Origin of the sequence: Streptococcus oralis (assembly GCF_003943385.1) — a bacterium.
Taxonomy (GTDB): Bacteria; Bacillota; Bacilli; order Lactobacillales; family Streptococcaceae; genus Streptococcus; species Streptococcus oralis_CA.
This window is the reverse complement of the sequence record NZ_RJPI01000004.1, coordinates 129,229-148,099: the sequence shown is the minus strand read 5'-3', so window position 1 is coordinate 148,099 and position 18,871 is coordinate 129,229. Positions and strand designations below refer to the sequence as shown.

Genomic DNA, 18,871 nt, shown 5'->3' with positions numbered 1-18,871 from the left:
ATAGAAAGGGAAGAAATAGTGGTTGATGTAAATCGTTTTAAAAGTATGCAAATCACCCTAGCTTCTCCAAGTAAAGTCCGTTCATGGTCTTATGGAGAAGTCAAAAAACCTGAAACAATCAATTACCGTACCTTGAAACCAGAACGTGAAGGACTCTTTGACGAAGTCATCTTTGGTCCTACAAAAGACTGGGAATGTGCTTGTGGGAAGTACAAACGCATTCGTTATAGAGGGATTGTTTGTGACCGCTGTGGGGTTGAAGTAACGCGTACGAAAGTTCGTCGTGAGCGTATGGGGCACATCGAGTTGAAAGCTCCTGTGTCTCACATCTGGTACTTCAAGGGAATTCCAAGCCGTATGGGCTTGACCCTTGATATGAGTCCTCGCGCCCTCGAGGAAGTTATCTACTTTGCAGCTTATGTGGTGATTGATCCTAAGGATACACCACTTGAGCACAAGTCTATCATGACAGAGCGTGAATACCGTGAGCGCTTGCGTGAGTATGGTTATGGATCATTCGTTGCCAAGATGGGTGCCGAAGCTATCCAAGACCTCTTGAAACAAGTAGATCTTGAAAAAGAAATTGCTGAACTCAAAGAAGAGTTGAAAACAGCTACTGGACAAAAACGTGTCAAAGCCATCCGTCGTTTGGATGTTTTGGATGCCTTTTACAAGTCTGGAAACAAACCTGAATGGATGATTCTCAACATCCTTCCGGTTATTCCACCAGATCTTCGTCCAATGTTGCAGTTGGATGGTGGCCGTTTTGCCTCATCTGACTTGAACGACCTTTACCGCCGTGTTATCAACCGTAACAACCGCTTGGCTCGTTTGCTTGAGTTGAATGCACCAGGTATCATCGTTCAAAATGAGAAGCGTATGCTTCAAGAAGCAGTTGACGCTTTGATTGACAACGGTCGTCGTGGTCGTCCGATCACAGGACCAGGTAGCCGTCCACTGAAATCATTGAGCCACATGCTTAAAGGGAAACAAGGACGCTTCCGTCAAAACTTGCTCGGTAAACGTGTTGACTTCTCAGGACGTTCCGTTATTGCCGTTGGTCCAACTCTTAAGATGTACCAATGTGGTGTGCCACGTGAAATGGCTATCGAGCTCTTTAAACCATTTGTGATGCGTGAAATCGTTGCCCGCGACATCGTGCAAAACGTGAAAGCAGCTAAGCGCTTGGTAGAACGCGGAGATGAGCGTATCTGGGATATTCTCGAAGAAGTAATCAAAGAACACCCAGTGCTTTTGAACCGCGCACCGACCCTTCACCGTTTGGGTATCCAAGCCTTCGAGCCAGTCTTGATTGATGGTAAGGCCCTTCGCTTGCACCCGCTTGTCTGTGAAGCCTACAATGCTGACTTTGACGGGGACCAAATGGCTATCCACGTACCGCTTTCAGAAGAAGCCCAAGCAGAAGCTCGTATCTTGATGTTGGCTGCTGAGCACATCTTGAATCCGAAAGATGGTAAACCAGTTGTTACTCCATCTCAGGACATGGTTTTGGGTAACTACTACTTGACCATGGAAGAAGCTGGTCGTGAAGGTGAAGGAATGGTCTTCAAAGACCGTGACGAAGCTGTTATGGCTTACCGTAATGGTTATGTTCACCTCCACTCACGTGTTGGTATTGCAACTGACAGCCTCAACAAACCTTGGACTGAAGAGCAAAAACACAAGGTCTTGCTGACAACAGTTGGTAAAATCCTCTTCAACGATATCATGCCAGAAGGTCTACCTTACCTGCAAGAACCAACAAATGCTAACTTAACAGAAGGCGTTCCAGCTAAATACTTCTTGCCACTAGGTGGAGATATCAAGGAAGCCATTCGCAACCTTGAACTCAACCCTCCATTCAAGAAGAAAAACCTTGGAAATATCATCGCTGAAATCTTCAAACGTTTCCGTACGACAGAAACTTCTGCCCTACTTGACCGCATGAAGAACCTCGGTTACCACCACTCAACTCTTGCAGGTTTGACAGTAGGTATCGCCGATATCCCAGTCGTTGATGACAAGGCTGAAATCATCGAAGAATCACACAAACGTGTAGAACAAATTACCAAACAATTCCGTCGTGGTATGATCACAGACGACGAGCGCTACAACGCTGTTACAGCTGAATGGCGTGCAGCCCGTGAAAAATTGGAGAAACGTTTGGTTGCCAACCAAGATCCTAAGAATCCAATCGTTATGATGATGGACTCTGGAGCCCGTGGTAACATCTCAAACTTCTCACAGCTTGCCGGTATGCGTGGTCTGATGGCCGCTCCGAACGGACGTATCATGGAATTGCCAATCCTTTCAAACTTCCGCGAAGGTTTGTCAGTACTCGAAATGTTCTTCTCAACTCACGGAGCCCGTAAGGGTATGACCGATACGGCCCTTAAGACAGCCGACTCAGGTTACTTGACTCGTCGTTTGGTTGACGTGGCCCAAGACGTTATCATCCGTGAGGACGACTGTGGAACAGACCGTGGTCTCTTGATCCGCTCTATCGCAGAAGGAAAAGAGATGATCGAGTCTCTCGAAGAGCGTCTCAATGGTCGTTACACTAAGAAAACTGTTAAACATCCAGAAACTGGTGCGGTTATCATCGGTCCAAATGAGTTGATTACAGAAGACAAGGCGCGTGAAATTGTTAATGCTGGTGTGGAAGAAGTGACTATCCGTTCCGTATTTACATGTAACACTCGTCATGGTGTCTGCCGTCACTGTTACGGTATCAACTTGGCGACTGGTGATGCGGTTGAAGTTGGTGAAGCAGTTGGTACAATCGCTGCCCAATCTATCGGGGAACCTGGTACACAGCTTACAATGCGTACCTTCCACACGGGTGGGGTTGCCTCAAATACCGATATCACTCAAGGTCTTCCTCGTGTCCAAGAAATCTTTGAAGCCCGCAATCCAAAAGGGGAAGCGGTTATTACAGAGGTCAAGGGACAAGTTACAGCTATCGAAGAAGACGCTTCAACTCGTACCAAGAAAGTCTTTGTTAAGGGTGAAACTGGCGAAGGTGAATACGTGGTTCCATTTACAGCACGTATGCGTGTCGAAGTTGGAGACCAAGTCTCTCGCGGTGCAGCTCTTACAGAAGGTTCTATCCAACCAAAACGTCTCCTTGCTGTTCGTGATGTCTTGTCAGTTGAAACCTACCTCCTCGGTGAAGTACAAAAAGTTTACCGTAGCCAAGGGGTAGAAATCGGTGACAAACACATCGAGGTAATGGTTCGTCAAATGATCCGTAAAGTTCGTGTCATGGATCCAGGTGACACAGACCTTCTCATGGGTACTCTCATGGATATCAATGACTTTACAGATGCCAACAAGGATGTCCTTATCGCAGGTGGAGTTCCAGCGACAGGTCGCCCAGTTCTTATGGGAATCACCAAAGCCTCACTTGAAACAAATAGTTTCTTGTCAGCGGCTTCCTTCCAGGAAACAACTCGTGTCCTTACAGATGCGGCTATCCGTGGTAAGAAAGACCATCTCCTTGGACTTAAAGAAAATGTTATCATCGGTAAGATCATCCCAGCAGGTACTGGTATGGCTCGCTACCGTAACCTTGAACCACAGGCTATCAATGAAGCAGCGTATTTGGCTCCAGAACAAGAAGAGACAGAAAATGCTCCAGTAGACGAAACTGTGGAAATCCAAGTTGAAGAAACAGTAGAATAAAAGCAAACGAGAGAACCTTCGGGTTCTCTTTTGTTTTACACTTCTGCCTATTGGGGTTAAGTGAGCACGACGCAATATCTCTCAAATCGCTTCAACTATTTTTCATTTTTGTCAGTTGAGCGTTAAAACAGGACACTTGAGAAGAGGGGAGGGATTTTATCTTTCTCGCAGAGTATAATCATGTATACGAAGGGAGAACTGAAAATGATAAAATCAATTCGCATCTTATTGTTATTAGCTTTGATCCAGATTAGTCTGAGTAGCTGTTTACTGTGGAAGGGATCCGTCTTAACCTTAAAGCAATCAAGCGCCTATTTTCTAGTGTTTATCGTATTGGCATCAGGTCTGTGCGCGGGGATGAATTTCTTTTATACCCAAGATCAGGATGTCCATAGCATTATAAATAGTCAGAAAAAAGTGAAACTATTTTATAGTACCTTGTTGGTTTTAAACCTAGTAGGTGTCTGTCTGGTGTTGTCGGAGACTATTTTAACACAGACAGCTTTTCAGCAAGAGCTGGTAGATCTTTTCTTGCCCTCCTTCTTTTTCTTGTTTGGTATTGATTTACTTGTCTTTTTACCGTTTGAAAAATACAGCCGAGATTTGGGAACCACTCTCAATAAGAAAAAAACAGTTATCCTGACAGTTCTCGCAACCTTGCTGTTCTTAAGAAATCCAATGACAGTTTTATCCATTTTTTTTTATGTTGGTTTAGGCTTCATTTTTGCTCGGTTTTTATTTCCAAAATCTATGAGAAGAGAATTTTCCTTTTACGGGCATGTAATCCGAGATATTTTACTTGTCAGCGCCATGTGTATATTTTTTTAAAAACACTTTTCTATCAATAAAAATCCCTTATTTTACCAAAGTTGTTATAGTAAGTTTGTAAAGAAAATTTACATAAAAGAAAACTTTTTGGTATAATAGTAGTATGTACACAAAAAATGAAGAAGAGCTGATCAATCTGGGAGAACGCCTAGGAACCTTGCTCCAAAAAAACGATGTTTTGATCCTGTCTGGAGAACTGGGCGCTGGTAAAACAACCTTTACCAAGGGTCTTGCCAAGGGATTGGGTATTCGTCAGATGATCAAAAGTCCAACTTACACTATCGTGAGAGAGTATGAGGGTCGCCTTCCGCTCTATCACTTGGATGTCTATCGGATTGAGGGGGATGCTGATTCGATTGACTTGGATGAGTTTCTCTTTGGTGGTGGTGTGACCGTTATCGAGTGGGGACATCTTTTGGGTGAGGATTTACCAGATTCTTACTTGGAGTTGGAAATTTTGAAAGAAGCCGATGGTCGTTGCCTTCAATTTACAGCTCATGGTTCTCGGGCTGAACAACTCATCAAGGAGCTTCAAAATGGAGTATGAACTTTGTATTCGTGAGGCTGAAGCTCATGATGCAGCTGCTTTGGTTGCATTTTTGGATTTAGTTGGACAGGAGACAGATTTCACCAGTCTGGATGAAAATGGTATCCTGATGACAGAATCTGAAATGGCGCTTTTTATTGAAAAGCAAGCGACTTCAGATAACCAAATCACTCTCCTAGCCCTCCTGAATGATGAAATTGCAGGTGTTTTGAACATCACGGCAGAGCAACGTATACGGATTCGTCACATCGGGGATATCTTTTTGGTCATCCAAAGGAAGTTTTGGAATCATGGCTTAGGAAGCATACTCCTTGAAGAGGGAATTGAGTGGGCTAAAACCAGTGGAGTTCTGCGTCGTTTGCAGCTCAGTGTACAAAAGCGCAACGAGGCAGCTATCCACCTCTATTCAAAATTTGGATTTGTTACAGAAGGCTTACAAGAAAGAGGAGCCTATTTAGAAGAAGGGAAATTTTTAGACGTTTGCCTGATGGGTAGACTGATAGATAAGTGATAAGATGGTAAAAAAAATAATCGGAATGCTACTAGCTTTTCTAGCAGTAACGGCTTTAGGTGTGGGTGCTTATGCCTATACTATTTATTATCAAGGAACTGAAACCTTAAGTAAAAAAACTTATAAGAAAATTGGTGAAGAAACCAACGTTATCGAGGCAACTGAGCCTTTGACCATTCTCTTGATGGGGGTGGATACGGGAAATGTAGAACGGACAGACCCTTGGGCGGGGAATAGTGACTCCATGATTCTTTTGACAGTCAATCCAAAAACCAAGAAAACAACCATGATGAGCTTAGAGCGGGATATTTTGACCAAGATTGATCTTGGAAATGGCCAAATTCAGGAGGCAAAACTCAATGCAGCTTATGCAAATGGTGGTGCAGAGTTGGCTATTTCAACCATTCAAAAAATGATGAACATCCATATCGATCGCTATGTGATGGTCAACATGCAAGGACTCCAACAGCTAGTTGATGCAGTTGGGGGCATCACAGTCAACAACACACTCGGTTTTCCAATTTCGATTGCTGATCAGGAAGAATTTAATAAAATCTCGATTGGAGTCGGTGAGCAAACTTTGAATGGTGAGGAAGCTCTGGTCTATTCACGGATGCGTTATCAGGATCCTGAGGGAGACTATGGTCGTCAAAAACGTCAACGTGAAGTCATTCAAAAGATTATGGAAAAGGTCTTGAGCCTCAATAGTATCAGTCATTATCAAGCTATCTTAAAAGCGCTTAGTGATAATATGCAGACAAATGTTGATTTGTCTGCCTCCAGTATCCCACAACTACTTGGTTACCAAGATTCCTTTAAAAACATCGAAACACATCAACTTCGTGGTGAAGATGCTGAGTTGCAAGGAATCTCTTACCAAATCGTAACGAGAGAGCATATGCTGGAAATGCAAAATCTTTTGCGTCGTTCCCTAGGGAGAGAGGACGTAGCAGAGTTGGAGACCAACGCTGTTCTGTATGAAAATCTTTATGGTCGAACAGCACCTTCCACAAATGCTTCAAACGAAGAGATAGAATAAAACAAAGAATCAAATCGTGGGACTTTCCTGCGATTTTTTCAAAAAAATTCGAATAGATAGGTAGGAGGAAAGATGAAAGCAGAAATCATTGCTGTAGGAACGGAAATTTTAACAGGGCAGATCGTCAATACCAACGCCCAGTTTTTATCAGAAAAGCTAGCAGAAATTGGAGTAGATGTCTACTTCCAAACAGCTGTGGGAGATAATGAAGCGCGTCTCATGTCCTTGCTAGAGATTGCGAGTTCGCGTAGTAGTCTAGTCATTTTGACAGGGGGCTTAGGGCCAACTGAGGATGATTTAACCAAACAAACTCTGGCAAAATTTTTGGGAAAAAACTTAGTGTTTGACCCTCAAGCGCAAGAGAAACTGGATGTCTTTTTTGCTCAAAGGCCAGACTATGCTCGGACACCTAATAATGAGCGCCAAGCCCAAATTGTAGAAGGGGCGACTCCACTGCCAAATGAGACAGGCTTAGCGGTAGGAGGGGTATCGGAAGTAGATGGCGTGACTTACGTAGTCCTTCCAGGACCTCCAAGCGAGTTGAAACCTATGGTCTTAAATCAACTTTTGCCCAAGTTGATGACTGGTACCAAGTTATACTCACGAGTGCTCCGTTTCTTTGGGATTGGTGAAAGTCAGTTGGTGACCATTTTAGCGGATTTGATTGATAATCAAACCGACCCGACCTTGGCTCCGTATGCCAAAACGGGAGAAGTGACCTTGCGTTTGTCTACAAAAGCAGTCAGTCAAGAAAAGGCTGATCAAGCACTGGATATCCTAGAGAATCAAATCTTGGATCGTCAGACTTTCGAGGGAATTTCTCTACGAGACATCTGTTATGGATATGGGGAAGAAACCAGCCTAGCAAGTGTCGTTGTAGAAGAACTAAAGAAGAGACAGAAAAGCATTACTGCGGCAGAAAGCTTGACGGCAGGCCTCTTTCAAGCGACATTAGCAAACTTTTCAGGCGTTTCAGCAATCTTTAATGGAGGGTTTGTCACTTACAGTCTAGAAGAAAAGTCCAAGATGCTGGAAATTGCCGAGCAAGAGCTAAAAGAACACGGGGTCGTTTCAGAGTTTACGGCTCAAAAGATGGCAGAGCAGGCACGGCTAAAGACTCAGTCTGATTATGGAGTCAGTTTGACGGGTGTGGCTGGGCCAGATAGCCTAGAGGGGCATCCAGCTGGGACAGTCTTTATTGGATTGGCACATGCAAAAGGAACAGAAGTTATCAAGGCCAATATCGCAGGACGGAGCCGAGTAGATGTTCGTCAGATTGCGGTCATGCATGCCTTTAACCTAGTTCGCAAGGCTTTATTAAGTGACTAACTTTTGATATAATAGTAGACAGGTCTTAGGACTATTAGAATACAGGAGAAAAGAATGGCGAAAAAACCAAAAAAATTAGATGAAATTTCAAAAAAATTCGGAGCTGATCGTGAAAAAGCCTTGAACGATGCTCTGAAATTGATTGAGAAAGACTTTGGTAAAGGCTCAATCATGCGTTTGGGTGAACGTGCGGAGCAAAAAGTGCAAGTGATGAGTTCAGGGTCGTTGGCTCTGGATATTGCTCTTGGTTCAGGTGGTTATCCTAAAGGACGTATCATCGAAATCTATGGACCAGAGTCTTCTGGTAAGACAACGGTTGCCCTTCATGCGGTGGCGCAGGCGCAAAAAGAAGGCGGTATTGCAGCCTTTATCGATGCGGAACATGCTCTTGACCCAGCCTATGCTGCAGCCCTTGGTGTGAACATTGACGAATTGCTCTTGTCACAACCAGATTCAGGGGAGCAAGGTCTTGAAATTGCAGGAAAATTGATTGACTCAGGTGCAGTTGACCTCGTCGTTATCGACTCAGTTGCAGCCCTTGTACCTCGTGCGGAAATTGATGGGGATATTGGAGATAGCCACGTTGGTTTGCAGGCTCGTATGATGAGCCAGGCCATGCGTAAACTCGGAGCTTCTATCAATAAAACCAAAACAATTGCCATTTTTATCAACCAGTTGCGTGAAAAAGTTGGAGTCATGTTTGGAAACCCAGAAACAACTCCTGGTGGACGTGCTCTGAAATTCTACGCTTCAGTCCGTTTGGATGTTCGTGGAAGCACACAAATCAAGGGAACTGGTGACCAAAAAGATACCAATGTCGGTAAGGAAACCAAGATCAAGGTCGTGAAAAACAAGGTGGCTCCACCGTTTAAGGAAGCCTTTGTTGAAATTATGTACGGAGAAGGGATTTCTAAGACCGGTGAACTCTTGAAGATCGCAAGTGATCTCGATATCATCCAAAAAGCAGGAGCTTGGTACTCTTACAAGGGTGAAAAAATCGGGCAAGGATCTGAAAATGCTAAGAAATACTTGGCAGATCACCCAGAAGTCTTTGATGAGATTGACCATCAAGTTCGTGTTCAATATGGCTTGATTGAAGATGAAGAAGGGACAACTCCTACTTCTGTCGCAGAAGATCTAGCACCTAACCAAGAAGTAACACTTGACCTAGGCGATGGACTTGAAATCGAAATTGAAGAATAACATAAAAAGTAGCAGATAGGAACTGCTACTTTTTATGTTTATTTCAGATGAAAGAACTAATGATCACTAAAACGACGGTATTCGATGTGAAAGTCAAAATAATGTTCATCCTGTAACTTTTGGAAGATGTCGCGATAGGCTTCTTCGTCAAAATGGTCGCCACGATAGAGGATTTCAAAACTCAGATCATCGTACTCTAGAAAAGCGTTGGCTGTTTTAAAGCCATTTTGGCGATAGAAGTCCATGCGGGCCTTTCTCTGCTCCAAGTTATCGCATTCTTCATCCAAGCGCTCGACTTCTAGCAACATGGTTCGCTGGTAAAAATCTGTCAGCTTTTCGATGATTTCCTTTCCGTACCCATGGCTCCTCAAGTGAGGCATGATGGCAAAAAAGCTGATATAGAAGGCTTTTTGATTGGAGATGGAGAAGGCAAAGCCAACAAACTCTTCTTCGTTATAAAAGGCAAAAAAGTGCGCGTCATCTCGGTCCTGATAGCGTAAGAACTCTGACAGAGGGACTCGTTCTTCCTCGGGGAAAGCTTCCTTGTTTAGCTTTTCAACCTTATCAAGATCTGGAAACACATCGGTTATTAATTGACTGGTCAAACTCATAAGTGACCTCCTTTTCTTGATTATAGCAAATTGTTTCTCTGTAAGCAATTGATTTTAAGAAAGCCAAGCAATCCTTGTCGCTCCTCTAGAAAGCTGATATAATAGCTTTATGAATAAGAAACGATCCGTGGACCTGATACATGGTCCTATTCTTCCTGCGCTGTTAAGCTTTGCCTTTCCAATCTTGCTGTCAAATATTTTTCAGCAACTCTATAATACAGCTGACGTCTTGATTGTTGGGCGTTTTCTTGGTCAAGATTCCTTAGCTGCAGTAGGGGCGACAACGGCCATTTTTGACTTGATTATAGGCTTTACTCTAGGTGTTGGAAATGGCATGGGGATCGTCATTGCCCGCTATTATGGAGCTCGTAATTTCACTAAAATTAAAGAAGCAGTAGCAGCAACCTGGATTTTAGGAGGGCTTCTCAGTATTTTGGTCATGCTGATGGGCTTTGTCGGTCTGTATCCACTCCTGCAATATTTAGATACTCCTGCAGAAATCCTTCCTCAATCCTACCAATATATTTCTATGATTGTGACTTGTGTAGGTGTCAGCTTTGCTTATAATCTCTTTGCAGGCTTGTTGCGGTCCATTGGTGATAGTCTAGCAGCTCTTGGCTTTCTGATTTTCTCTGCCTTAGTCAATGTGGTTCTGGATTTGTATTTCATTACGCAACTGCATCTGGGAGTTCAATCTGCGGGGCTTGCTACCATCATTTCGCAAGGCTTGTCAGCGGTTCTCTGCTTTTATTATATTCGCAAGAGCGTTCCAGAACTGCTCCCTCAACTTAAGCATTTTAAATGGGACAAGGCCTTGTATGCGGATCTCTTGGAGCAAGGTTTGGCTATGGGGTTGATGAGTTCGATTGTGTCTATCGGTAGTGTGATTTTACAATCCTCTGTCAATACCTTTGGTGCTGTGATTATTAGCGCCCAGACAGCGGCTAGACGCATTATGGCCTTTGCTCTGCTTCCGATGACGGCTATTTCTTCTGCCATGACAACCTTTGCTTCTCAGAATCTCGGGGCTAAGCGACCAGACCGCATTGTTCAAGGACTTCGAATCGGTAGTCGTTTGAGCATGTCCTGGGCAGGTTTTGTTTGTATTTTCCTCTTTTTTGCCAGTCCTAGCTTGGTTTCCTTCTTGGCCAGTTCGACAGATACTTACTTGGTAGAAAATGGTAGTCTTTACCTGCAAATCAGTTCAGTCTTTTATCCGATTTTGAGCCTTTTGCTGATTTATCGGAATTGCTTGCAGGGATTGGGGCAGAAAATCTTACCACTTGTTTCCAGTTTTATAGAACTAATCGGGAAAATCGTTTTTGTGGTCTTGATTATCCCTTGGGCAGGGTATAGGGGAGTTATCCTTTGCGAACCCCTTATCTGGGTTGCCATGACCATTCAACTGTACTTCTCACTATTCCGTCATCCCTTGATAAAAGAAGGCAAGGCTATCTTGGCAACAAAAGTGTCATCATAGCTCGATTTGCTGAACAAAATCCATTTCCTCTAGTGAAAATCGAAAAAACTTGTGTTATAATAAGAAAGATTAAAATGTGAAAAAAGGAGATTCCTAATGGGACGTAAATGGGCCAATATCGTAGCCAAGAAAACGGCTAAAGATGGAGCTAACTCTAAAGTATATGCAAAATTTGGTGTAGAAATCTATGTAGCAGCTAAAAAAGGTGATCCAGACCCAGAATCAAACACTGCTTTGAAATTCGTTATCGACCGTGCTAAACAAGCCCAAGTGCCAAAACACGTTATCGATAAAGCGATTGATAAAGCCAAAGGAAACACAGACGAAACCTTTACAGAAGGACGTTACGAAGGTTTTGGACCAAATGGTTCTATGCTGATCGTTGATACTTTGACTTCTAACGTCAACCGTACCGCAGCAAATGTCCGTGCAGCTTTTGGTAAAAATGGCGGAAACATGGGTGCTTCAGGTTCAGTTTCATACCTCTTTGATAACAAGGGTGTGATCGTATTTGCGGGTGAGGACGCTGATGCAGTCTTTGAGCAATTGCTCGAAGCAGATGTGGATGTGGATGATGTAGAAGCAGAAGAAGGAACAATCACGGTTTATACAGCTCCAACAGACCTTCACAAGGCTATCGTTGCCCTTCGTGAGTCTGGCATCGAAGAATTCCAAGTGACTGAATTGGAAATGATTCCTCAGTCTGAAGTGGAATTGTCAGGCGAAGACCTTGAAACCTTTGAAAAACTTTACAGCGTCCTTGAAGACGACGAAGACGTACAGAAGATCTATACCAACGTAGATGGATTCTAATAGAAAAGCGAACAGACTTGCTAGCTGTTCGCTTTTTATATTTGAGATTAGATTCTGGTTCCAGAATCTCTTTGCTGCTGGCTTTCTCCTAGGCCTACAGCTATTTTATGAACGAGTAAGAGTTGACCATTATCCTGTTTTACAAAGGTTAGAGTAACGGTTTTGATTCTATCATTAATGCCAATATAGGTAATTTTCTTGGTGTCGTAGCCCTCAATGATTGAATCAAATTCGGAATTTGGTAGTCCGTGTTTTTTGATAATATCCTTGTAGTTGGTACCACCTTTTCCTTTATTGTCAAGGTCACCTTCGATTAAGGCGTCGAACTGTTCTTGGGTCCAGGTGAAGGTATCGTCTTCTTCCTCTTCAGGGATGGAATAGGCGCTATCATCTGTCAAGTCGCTTTCTTCTTCGCGTTCCATTGAGGAACTTGCCTCCCTATAGGAACGGTTAAACTCCCTGGCAAACTCTTTGTAGACATTAGCGTACAGTATCTGGGTCGTAAAGAAAAGTACAACAGAAGCAATTGCTAGGGATGTTCCGATAATGGCCATCGTTTTCCGTTTTTTAAGGTTGACGATAAGGCCGATAATGCCCAAGATCAAAGCGACAATAGCGATGAAAAACGATAGATAGTTAATAAACGGAATCCAAGACCCTAAAAGTGCGATAGCTCCAAAAATAGTTGCTAAAATTCCTAAAACTTTTTGTTCTTCTGGTTTCATTTGAAAGTTTTCTCCCTTCATCGAGTGAATGGATTTCTATCCATGGTAGTTAGTGCTTATTATAGAAAAAATATTGCATAATGTCAATTTGTGCCAAAATAGTTCTCTAGGAAACTTTTTTCTTGACATCTCTTCTGAAAGTGATAAAATAGTTCTCATGGAAACTTAAATAGTTCTTGTGAGAACTATTTAAAGGATAAGAAAGGAGCAATCATGGACAAGCCGATGTTAATGTTTAAACGTTTTGGACACCAGGTTCATCTGATGGTACAGAAAGAAGCCAAGCGATGTGGCATTGAATTTATGGGTGGACCGCAAGGGCAGGTTCTGCGATTTTTAGATTTTCAAGAACAGTCTAAAAATCTGGTCTTGATTAAAGATATCGAGCAGGAACTCAATATTACCAAATCTGTTGCGAGTAATCTAGTCAAGCGCATGGTACAAAATGGTTTGGTTGAGTTAGAGGCGAGCCCGAGCGATAAGCGGGCAAAATTTGTTCGCCTGACGGAGAAATCGCGTTCGCAGATGCAAAAAGTTAAGGAATTTTTTGATCGGATCGATCAGATTCTGCTAGAGGGTGTTTCAAAGTCAGACTTGGCAATATTTGAAAAAGTTCTCGGTCAGTTGCAAAAAAATGTTGAGAAGATAGGAGGAGAAGATGAAGAAACTCGCTAAACGTATTACAGGAAAAGAGTGGGGGATGATTGTCCTTACGATTCTTTTCACTTGTTTCTCGGTCTATCTCGAGTTAGAAGTGCCGACCTATATTTCGCAAATTACAGAATTACTGGGAACGTCTGGAACGCAGTTGGGTGAACTCTGGTCACCAGCTGCGAAGATGATTGGTTTGTCTTTATTGGCTTTCTTTTCATCTGTTATGGTTGGTTTCTTTGCCGCTCGTGTTGCAGCATCCTCTACAACCCATCTACGTAGAGACGTATTTCATCGTGTTTTAGATTTTTCGCAGACAGAGATCAAACGTTTTTCAATCCCAAGTCTCTTGACTCGGACGACCAATGATATCACGCAGATTCAGATGCTCTTTACCATGGGCTTGCAAGTGGTTACTCGTGGACCAATTATGGCTATCTGGGCTATTGGGAAAATCCTTGGCAAGTCGGAATACTGGCTCTGGGCGGTCGTTGTGGCTGTTATTGTGAATGTCTTGATGACCACTGTTCTCATGACTCTGGCCTTTCCAAAACAATCTGTCATTCAAAAATTGACAGATAAACTCAATAGCATCACTCGTGAAAGTTTGACTGGGATTCGAGTTGTTCGTGCTTATAACGCCGAGGATTACCAAGATGAAAAATTTGAAGCAGCCAACGACGAGGTAACACGTCTCAACCTCTTTGTCAATCGATTGATGGCGATTATGAATCCTATTATGATGGCGATTTCAAGTGGACTAAGTTTAGCCATTTACTGGATTGGTGCCTATATCATCAACGACGCAAGTTTGACAGAACGTCTACCACTCTTTAGTGATATGGTGGTCTTCATGTCCTATGCTATGCAGGTCGTGATGGGCTTCCTTCTCATGGGAGCACTCTTTATCGTTCTTCCTCGTACCTTGGTTTCGGCAGGACGTATCAATCAAGTATTGGATCTGCATTCTTCTATTGAAAATCCTAGTCATGCACAGACAGCGGATCCTTCAGTTCAAGGACAAGTGGAATTCCGTGATGTGACTTTCCGCTACTCTAAAAACTCTGAAGCAGTCGTGGAACATGTCACTTTCAAAGCAGAAGCGGGTCAAACCGTGGCTTTCATCGGATCGACTGGATCAGGTAAGTCCACGCTAGTCAACCTCTTGCCTCGTTTTTACGACGTTTCTGATGGAGAAATCCTAGTGGACGGAGTTAATGTGCAAGATTATGACTTGGAAGATTTGCGCAATAAGGTCGGCTATATTCCTCAAAAAGCAGTCCTCTTTTCTGGAGATGTCAAGGGGAACTTAGATTTTGGTCGGAGCAACGAAACTCCTCTAAGTGAGGCTGCTATGTGGCAAGCCTTGGAATTGGCCCAGTCTAAAAGCTTTATCGAGGACAAGGAAGCAGGTCTTGCATCAGAAGTGGCTCAAGGCGGAACCAACTTCTCAGGAGGTCAAAGACAGCGTTTGGCCATTGCGCGTGCCTTGGCTCGGAAGCCAGAAATCCTCATTTTTGATGACTCTTTCTCAGCCTTGGACTACAAGACAGATCGTATCCTGCGCCAAGAGTTAGCTGAGAAAACAAAATCCATGACCAAGCTCATCGTAGCGCAGCGCATTTCTACCATTATGGATGCTGACCTGATCTTAGTATTGGATCAAGGTAAAGTCGTGGGACAAGGCACCCACAAGGAACTTCTAGCTACCAACGAAGTCTACCAAGAAATTGCCTACTCACAACTATCGAAGGAGGAATTGGAACATGGAAAATAAAAAAGTTTCGGTCTGGAAACAGTGCAAACCTTATATGGCAGGCCTCCAACTCCCTCTCCTAATAGCAGTTGTGGCAGCGGTCATTTCAAGCATCATTACCGTTTATGGTCCAACTAAGATTAAAGAAATTACTAACTTGATTTCAGATGGCTTGATGACAGGAATTGATTTAGAGGCTGTTTCAAGTATTGCTAGCCTTTTAGTGATTCTCTATGTATTTGGCGCCATCCTTAACTATACACAGGCCTATATCTTTTCAACGAGCATTCAGTATTTTTCAAAACGCTTGCGGACAGCAATCGCTGAAAAAATCAATCGTTTACCACTTGGCTACTTTGACCGTCGTTCACAAGGAGATACCCTTTCGCGCGTGACCAATGATGTGGATACAGCAGCGCAATCTCTCAACCAAAGTCTAGGGACAGTTCTTTCAGCTAGTTTCTTGTTGATTGCTGTCTTGGTGACCATGTTTGGGATGAACTGGATTTTGGCGCTAGTAACGGTTGTTTCCACTCTTGTTGGCTTTGTTGCAGTTTCCGTAATCATGGCTAAGTCGCAAGGTTACTTTAAAGCCCAACAAGATAATCTAGCGGCCGTCAATGGTTACGTAGAAGAAATGTACTCTGGCCATAATGTAGTGACCAGCTACAACGCAGTGGACACCTCCAAAGCAAGATTCGCAGGTTTAAACCAGGACTTGCATGACAGTATCTGGAAATCTCAGTTTATCTCTGGTATCATGATGCCAGCCATGTTCTTTGTTGGGAACTTTAGTTATGTCTTAGTCATCATCGTTGGTGCCGCGCTGGCGTTAGAAGGGCATATCACAATAGGGATTATTGTAGCCTTTATGGTTTACGTACGGACCTTCTCTCAACCTCTCTCACAGATTGCCCAAGGGATTACGAGCTTGCAACAAGCGAGTGCAGCCATGACTCGTGTATTAGAATTTTTGGCTGAAGCAGAGATGCAAGATGAATCTCATAAGGAAAGACAATTGAGCAATATGAAAGGGAAAGTAGTCTTTGATCATGTGTCCTTTGGCTATACACCAGAGCGCACCATCATCCATGACTTTTCTGCGACAGCTCATGCAGGTCAGAAGGTTGCTATCGTTGGACCGACTGGGGCTGGTAAGACAACCATTGTCAATCTTTTGATGAAATTCTATGAGATTGATAAGGGGAGTATTTGCATTGATGGTGTGGATACCAAGGCTATGAAGCGTTCAGAAGTGCACGATGCCTTCTCAATGGTCTTGCAGGACACTTGGCTCTTTGAAGGAACGATTCGAGAGAACCTGATCTATAATCAGACAGACATCAGTGATGAACGAATGATGGAAGCCAGCAAGGCTGTGGGAATCCACCACTTTATCATGACCTTGCCAGATGGTTACGACACTGTTTTGGATGACACCGTGACCTTGTCTGTTGGACAAAAACAGCTCTTGACCATTGCTCGTGCCCTTCTAAAGGATGCTCCTCTCTTGATTTTGGATGAAGCGACATCCTCGGTAGACACACGTACAGAGGAATTGATCCAAAAAGCCATGGACCGTTTGATGGAGGGTAGAACTTCCTTTGTCATCGCCCACCGCTTGTCAACTATTCGTAATGCCGACTTGATTCTTGTCATGAAAGATGGAAATATCATCGAACAAGGCAATCATGAAGAACTCATGGCTCAAGGTGGTTTCTATGCGGATCTCTATAATAGTCAATTTACAGAAGATGATGCAGAAGAATAAACCAAAAGAAGGCTTGACGGCCTTCTTTTTCTGCACTATACTAGAAGACAAGCGCCTCACCTAGAGGTAAAAATAAAGTGATAATGAGAAGAATACATGAAAAATTATCAAGAATGGTATAGCAACCTTAGCTCCAAACTAACTAGCCATCCCACCCTTTTATTTCTGTTACGCAGTTTTAATCGCTTGATGACAGTCGCCATGCCCATGGTCTATCTGATCTTGCTAGCCACCACTTACCTGCAACTAGGACTTGGTCAGCAAGTTGGGGTTTATGTGCTTATTCCTGCATCAGGTTTTGTGACCTTGTCCCTGTTTCGTAAGAAAATCAATCACCCACGCCCCTACGAAACTTGGGATATCAGTCCCTTGCTTGACAAGGATAGTTCGGGGCAGTCTATGCCCAGTCGTCATGTCTTTTCAGCAACTATCATCTCTATGGTCTGTCTGCATGCTAGTCTACCTGTTGGATTGGTATGCTTGATCTTTTCAGCTTTGCTGGGATTGGTGAGGGTTTTAGGAGGTGTTCATTATCCCAAGGATGTCTTGGTTGGCTATGCTTGTGGTCTGGTGTGGGGGTTTCTTTTCTTCCTATTCTGATATGTAAGTTAAGCTAGTCCTACAACCACTTACAGGCTCAGATTGACCACTTGCTTTTTTGCTCTTGTTTTCCTATCTTAGCTTTGATATAGTAGAGTCAGAAAGGAGATGTGATGAAGTTACGAATTGAGATTGACGGCAATTTAGAGGAGACTGAAATTGTCATCAAGACCCCCACTTTGACAGATGAAATTGCAGATTTGCAACGACTTTTGCAAGAGTCAAAGGCTCCGAGGTTGACTTTTTACAAGGGGACAGGTGAATATTATCTAGACCTGTCAGAAATTCTCTTCTTTGAAACAGAAGGGAGCAAGATTTATGCTCATAACCAGAAGGAAGCCTATGAAGTTCGTCTCAAACTTTATGAGTTGGAGTCCATCTTGCCTCGCTATTTTAGTCGAGTGTCCAAGTCAACGATCGCAAACATCCGTCAGATTTACTCAGTGGACAAGTCCTTTTCAGGAACGGGCACCATTTCCTTTTATCAGACGCACAAGGAGGTTCATGTCTCACGACATTACCAATCCCTCCTAAAAGAAAATCTAAGAAACATGAGGTAAAAAACATGAAAAAGAAAGCATTTGGTATTGTTTTATTGGTTTTAGCAGCTTGGATCTTGCTGCAAGGGAATTTTGGAATTCCTTCTTTGGATGGTAAAATATGGCCTTTGATTGGTATCGCCTTTTTTGCTTACCAATCAGTTGAAGCTTTGCTTCGTCGTCATCTAACATCAGCAGTTTTTACTGCTCTAGTAGCCTTAATGATTGCGAATCATTTTTATAACATTTTTCCTATTCCAAACCAGTCTTTGTTTTGGGCTAGTATATTAGCAGTGCTAGGTGTTGGTTATCTGACGCATTCAAGTAAGTTCTGGAATGAAAAAAAATGGTGGTACAATGGGAAAAAAACAGTCGTCACGGATAAGGAAGTCGCTTTTGGTAGCGGGACCTTCTATAAGCAAGATCAAGATCTCGTAGATGACCAAGTGGAAGTCGCTTTTGGGGATGCTAAAATCTACTATGATAATGCAGAGATGCTAGGTGATTTTGCAACTTTAAATATTGAAGTGGCCTTCGGGAATGCAACCGTCTATGTTCCACAACACTGGCGTGTCGATCTGAAAGTAGAAACCTCCTTTGGTGCAGCTAAGGCAGATGCTCCTGTAGCGCCAACAAACAAAACCTTGATTATCCGTGGGGAAGTCGCTTTTGGTAAACTTGGAGTTGTTTACGTTAAATAAAAAAATAGTTTAGGCCCTTGATAAATTCAAGAAAGTGTGATAACATAGTACGGTATGTGGTGCTAGCACATCCGCTATATTAG

The 18,871-nt window shown here is 43.1% G+C and carries 17 protein-coding genes; 15 read left to right on the top strand and 2 right to left on the bottom strand.

Annotated features, from left to right (window positions below):
* Positions 1–18: 18 nt before the first annotated feature.
* The 7 genes from rpoC to recA all read left to right on the top strand — a co-directional run bounded on the left by rpoC (position 19) and on the right by recA (position 9,141).
* The gene (rpoC, locus tag D8803_RS04685) at positions 19–3,684 is read left to right on the top strand and encodes a DNA-directed RNA polymerase subunit beta' (RefSeq protein ID WP_190316796.1); all 3,666 of its coding nucleotides are present in this window, start codon (positions 19–21) and stop codon (positions 3,682–3,684) included.
* 204 nt (positions 3,685–3,888) lie between these two features.
* A complete protein-coding gene (locus tag D8803_RS04680; RefSeq protein WP_131200405.1) occupies positions 3,889–4,512 on the top strand; it encodes a hypothetical protein in 624 nt (207 codons plus the stop codon).
* Positions 4,513–4,615: 103 nt separating this feature from the next.
* Positions 4,616–5,059 (top strand): tRNA (adenosine(37)-N6)-threonylcarbamoyltransferase complex ATPase subunit type 1 TsaE, encoded by a 444-nt coding sequence (gene tsaE / locus D8803_RS04675; RefSeq protein WP_131200404.1) that lies wholly within the window; start codon positions 4,616–4,618, stop codon positions 5,057–5,059.
* A complete protein-coding gene (locus tag D8803_RS04670) occupies positions 5,049–5,570 on the top strand; it encodes a GNAT family N-acetyltransferase (RefSeq protein ID WP_084975911.1) in 522 nt (173 codons plus the stop codon). Before tsaE ends, D8803_RS04670 begins: the two co-directional genes overlap by 11 nt.
* A 4-nt stretch (positions 5,571–5,574) precedes the next feature.
* Positions 5,575–6,609: a biofilm formation/cell division transcriptional regulator BrpA gene (gene brpA / locus D8803_RS04665; protein ID WP_131200403.1), complete on the top strand. Its 1,035-nt coding sequence runs from the start codon at positions 5,575–5,577 to the stop codon at positions 6,607–6,609.
* A 72-nt stretch (positions 6,610–6,681) separates the two neighbouring features.
* Positions 6,682–7,938, top strand: coding sequence for a competence/damage-inducible protein A (locus tag D8803_RS04660; RefSeq protein ID WP_131200402.1), 1,257 nt, complete (start codon positions 6,682–6,684; stop codon positions 7,936–7,938).
* Between the two features lie 54 nt (positions 7,939–7,992).
* Entirely contained in the window at positions 7,993–9,141 is a 1,149-nt protein-coding gene (gene recA, locus D8803_RS04655) for a recombinase RecA (RefSeq protein ID WP_131200401.1), read from the top strand.
* Positions 9,142–9,197: 56 nt separating this feature from the next.
* Here the strand turns inward: recA and D8803_RS04650 are convergent, their stop codons facing one another.
* The gene (locus D8803_RS04650) at positions 9,198–9,752 is read right to left on the bottom strand and encodes a GNAT family N-acetyltransferase (protein WP_131200400.1); all 555 of its coding nucleotides are present in this window, start codon (positions 9,750–9,752) and stop codon (positions 9,198–9,200) included.
* Positions 9,753–9,861: 109 nt separating this feature from the next.
* On the opposite strand from D8803_RS04650, the gene D8803_RS04645 reads away from it, so the two are divergent.
* Both D8803_RS04645 and D8803_RS04640 read left to right on the top strand, forming a co-directional pair.
* Positions 9,862–11,232 (top strand): MATE family efflux transporter, encoded by a 1,371-nt coding sequence (locus tag D8803_RS04645; RefSeq protein WP_131200399.1) that lies wholly within the window; start codon positions 9,862–9,864, stop codon positions 11,230–11,232.
* A gap of 96 nt (positions 11,233–11,328) precedes the next feature.
* Positions 11,329–12,045, top strand: coding sequence for a YebC/PmpR family DNA-binding transcriptional regulator (locus tag D8803_RS04640; RefSeq protein ID WP_000532894.1), 717 nt, complete (start codon positions 11,329–11,331; stop codon positions 12,043–12,045).
* 47 nt (positions 12,046–12,092) lie between these two features.
* On the opposite strand, the gene D8803_RS04635 is transcribed toward D8803_RS04640, so the two are convergent.
* Entirely contained in the window at positions 12,093–12,791 is a 699-nt protein-coding gene (locus D8803_RS04635; RefSeq protein ID WP_038804170.1) for a CD20-like domain-containing protein, read from the bottom strand.
* A gap of 192 nt (positions 12,792–12,983) precedes the next feature.
* On the opposite strand from D8803_RS04635, the gene D8803_RS04630 reads away from it, so the two are divergent.
* The 6 genes from D8803_RS04630 to D8803_RS04605 all read left to right on the top strand — a co-directional run bounded on the left by D8803_RS04630 (position 12,984) and on the right by D8803_RS04605 (position 18,788).
* The gene (locus D8803_RS04630; RefSeq protein WP_061417706.1) at positions 12,984–13,445 is read left to right on the top strand and encodes a MarR family winged helix-turn-helix transcriptional regulator; all 462 of its coding nucleotides are present in this window, start codon (positions 12,984–12,986) and stop codon (positions 13,443–13,445) included.
* A complete protein-coding gene (locus D8803_RS04625) occupies positions 13,429–15,198 on the top strand; it encodes an ABC transporter ATP-binding protein (protein WP_131200398.1) in 1,770 nt (589 codons plus the stop codon). Before D8803_RS04630 ends, D8803_RS04625 begins: the two co-directional genes overlap by 17 nt.
* Entirely contained in the window at positions 15,188–16,948 is a 1,761-nt protein-coding gene (locus D8803_RS04620) for an ABC transporter ATP-binding protein (RefSeq protein ID WP_131200397.1), read from the top strand. The genes D8803_RS04625 and D8803_RS04620 overlap by 11 nt, the downstream gene beginning before the upstream one ends.
* Before the next feature lie 96 nt (positions 16,949–17,044).
* Positions 17,045–17,548: a phosphatase PAP2 family protein gene (locus D8803_RS04615; protein WP_131200396.1), complete on the top strand. Its 504-nt coding sequence runs from the start codon at positions 17,045–17,047 to the stop codon at positions 17,546–17,548.
* A 113-nt stretch (positions 17,549–17,661) separates the two neighbouring features.
* Positions 17,662–18,108: a LytTR family DNA-binding domain-containing protein gene (locus D8803_RS04610; protein ID WP_000776591.1), complete on the top strand. Its 447-nt coding sequence runs from the start codon at positions 17,662–17,664 to the stop codon at positions 18,106–18,108.
* A 5-nt stretch (positions 18,109–18,113) separates the two neighbouring features.
* Positions 18,114–18,788: a LiaF transmembrane domain-containing protein gene (locus D8803_RS04605; RefSeq protein WP_009729740.1), complete on the top strand. Its 675-nt coding sequence runs from the start codon at positions 18,114–18,116 to the stop codon at positions 18,786–18,788.
* The last annotated feature ends 83 nt before the right edge of the window (positions 18,789–18,871 follow it).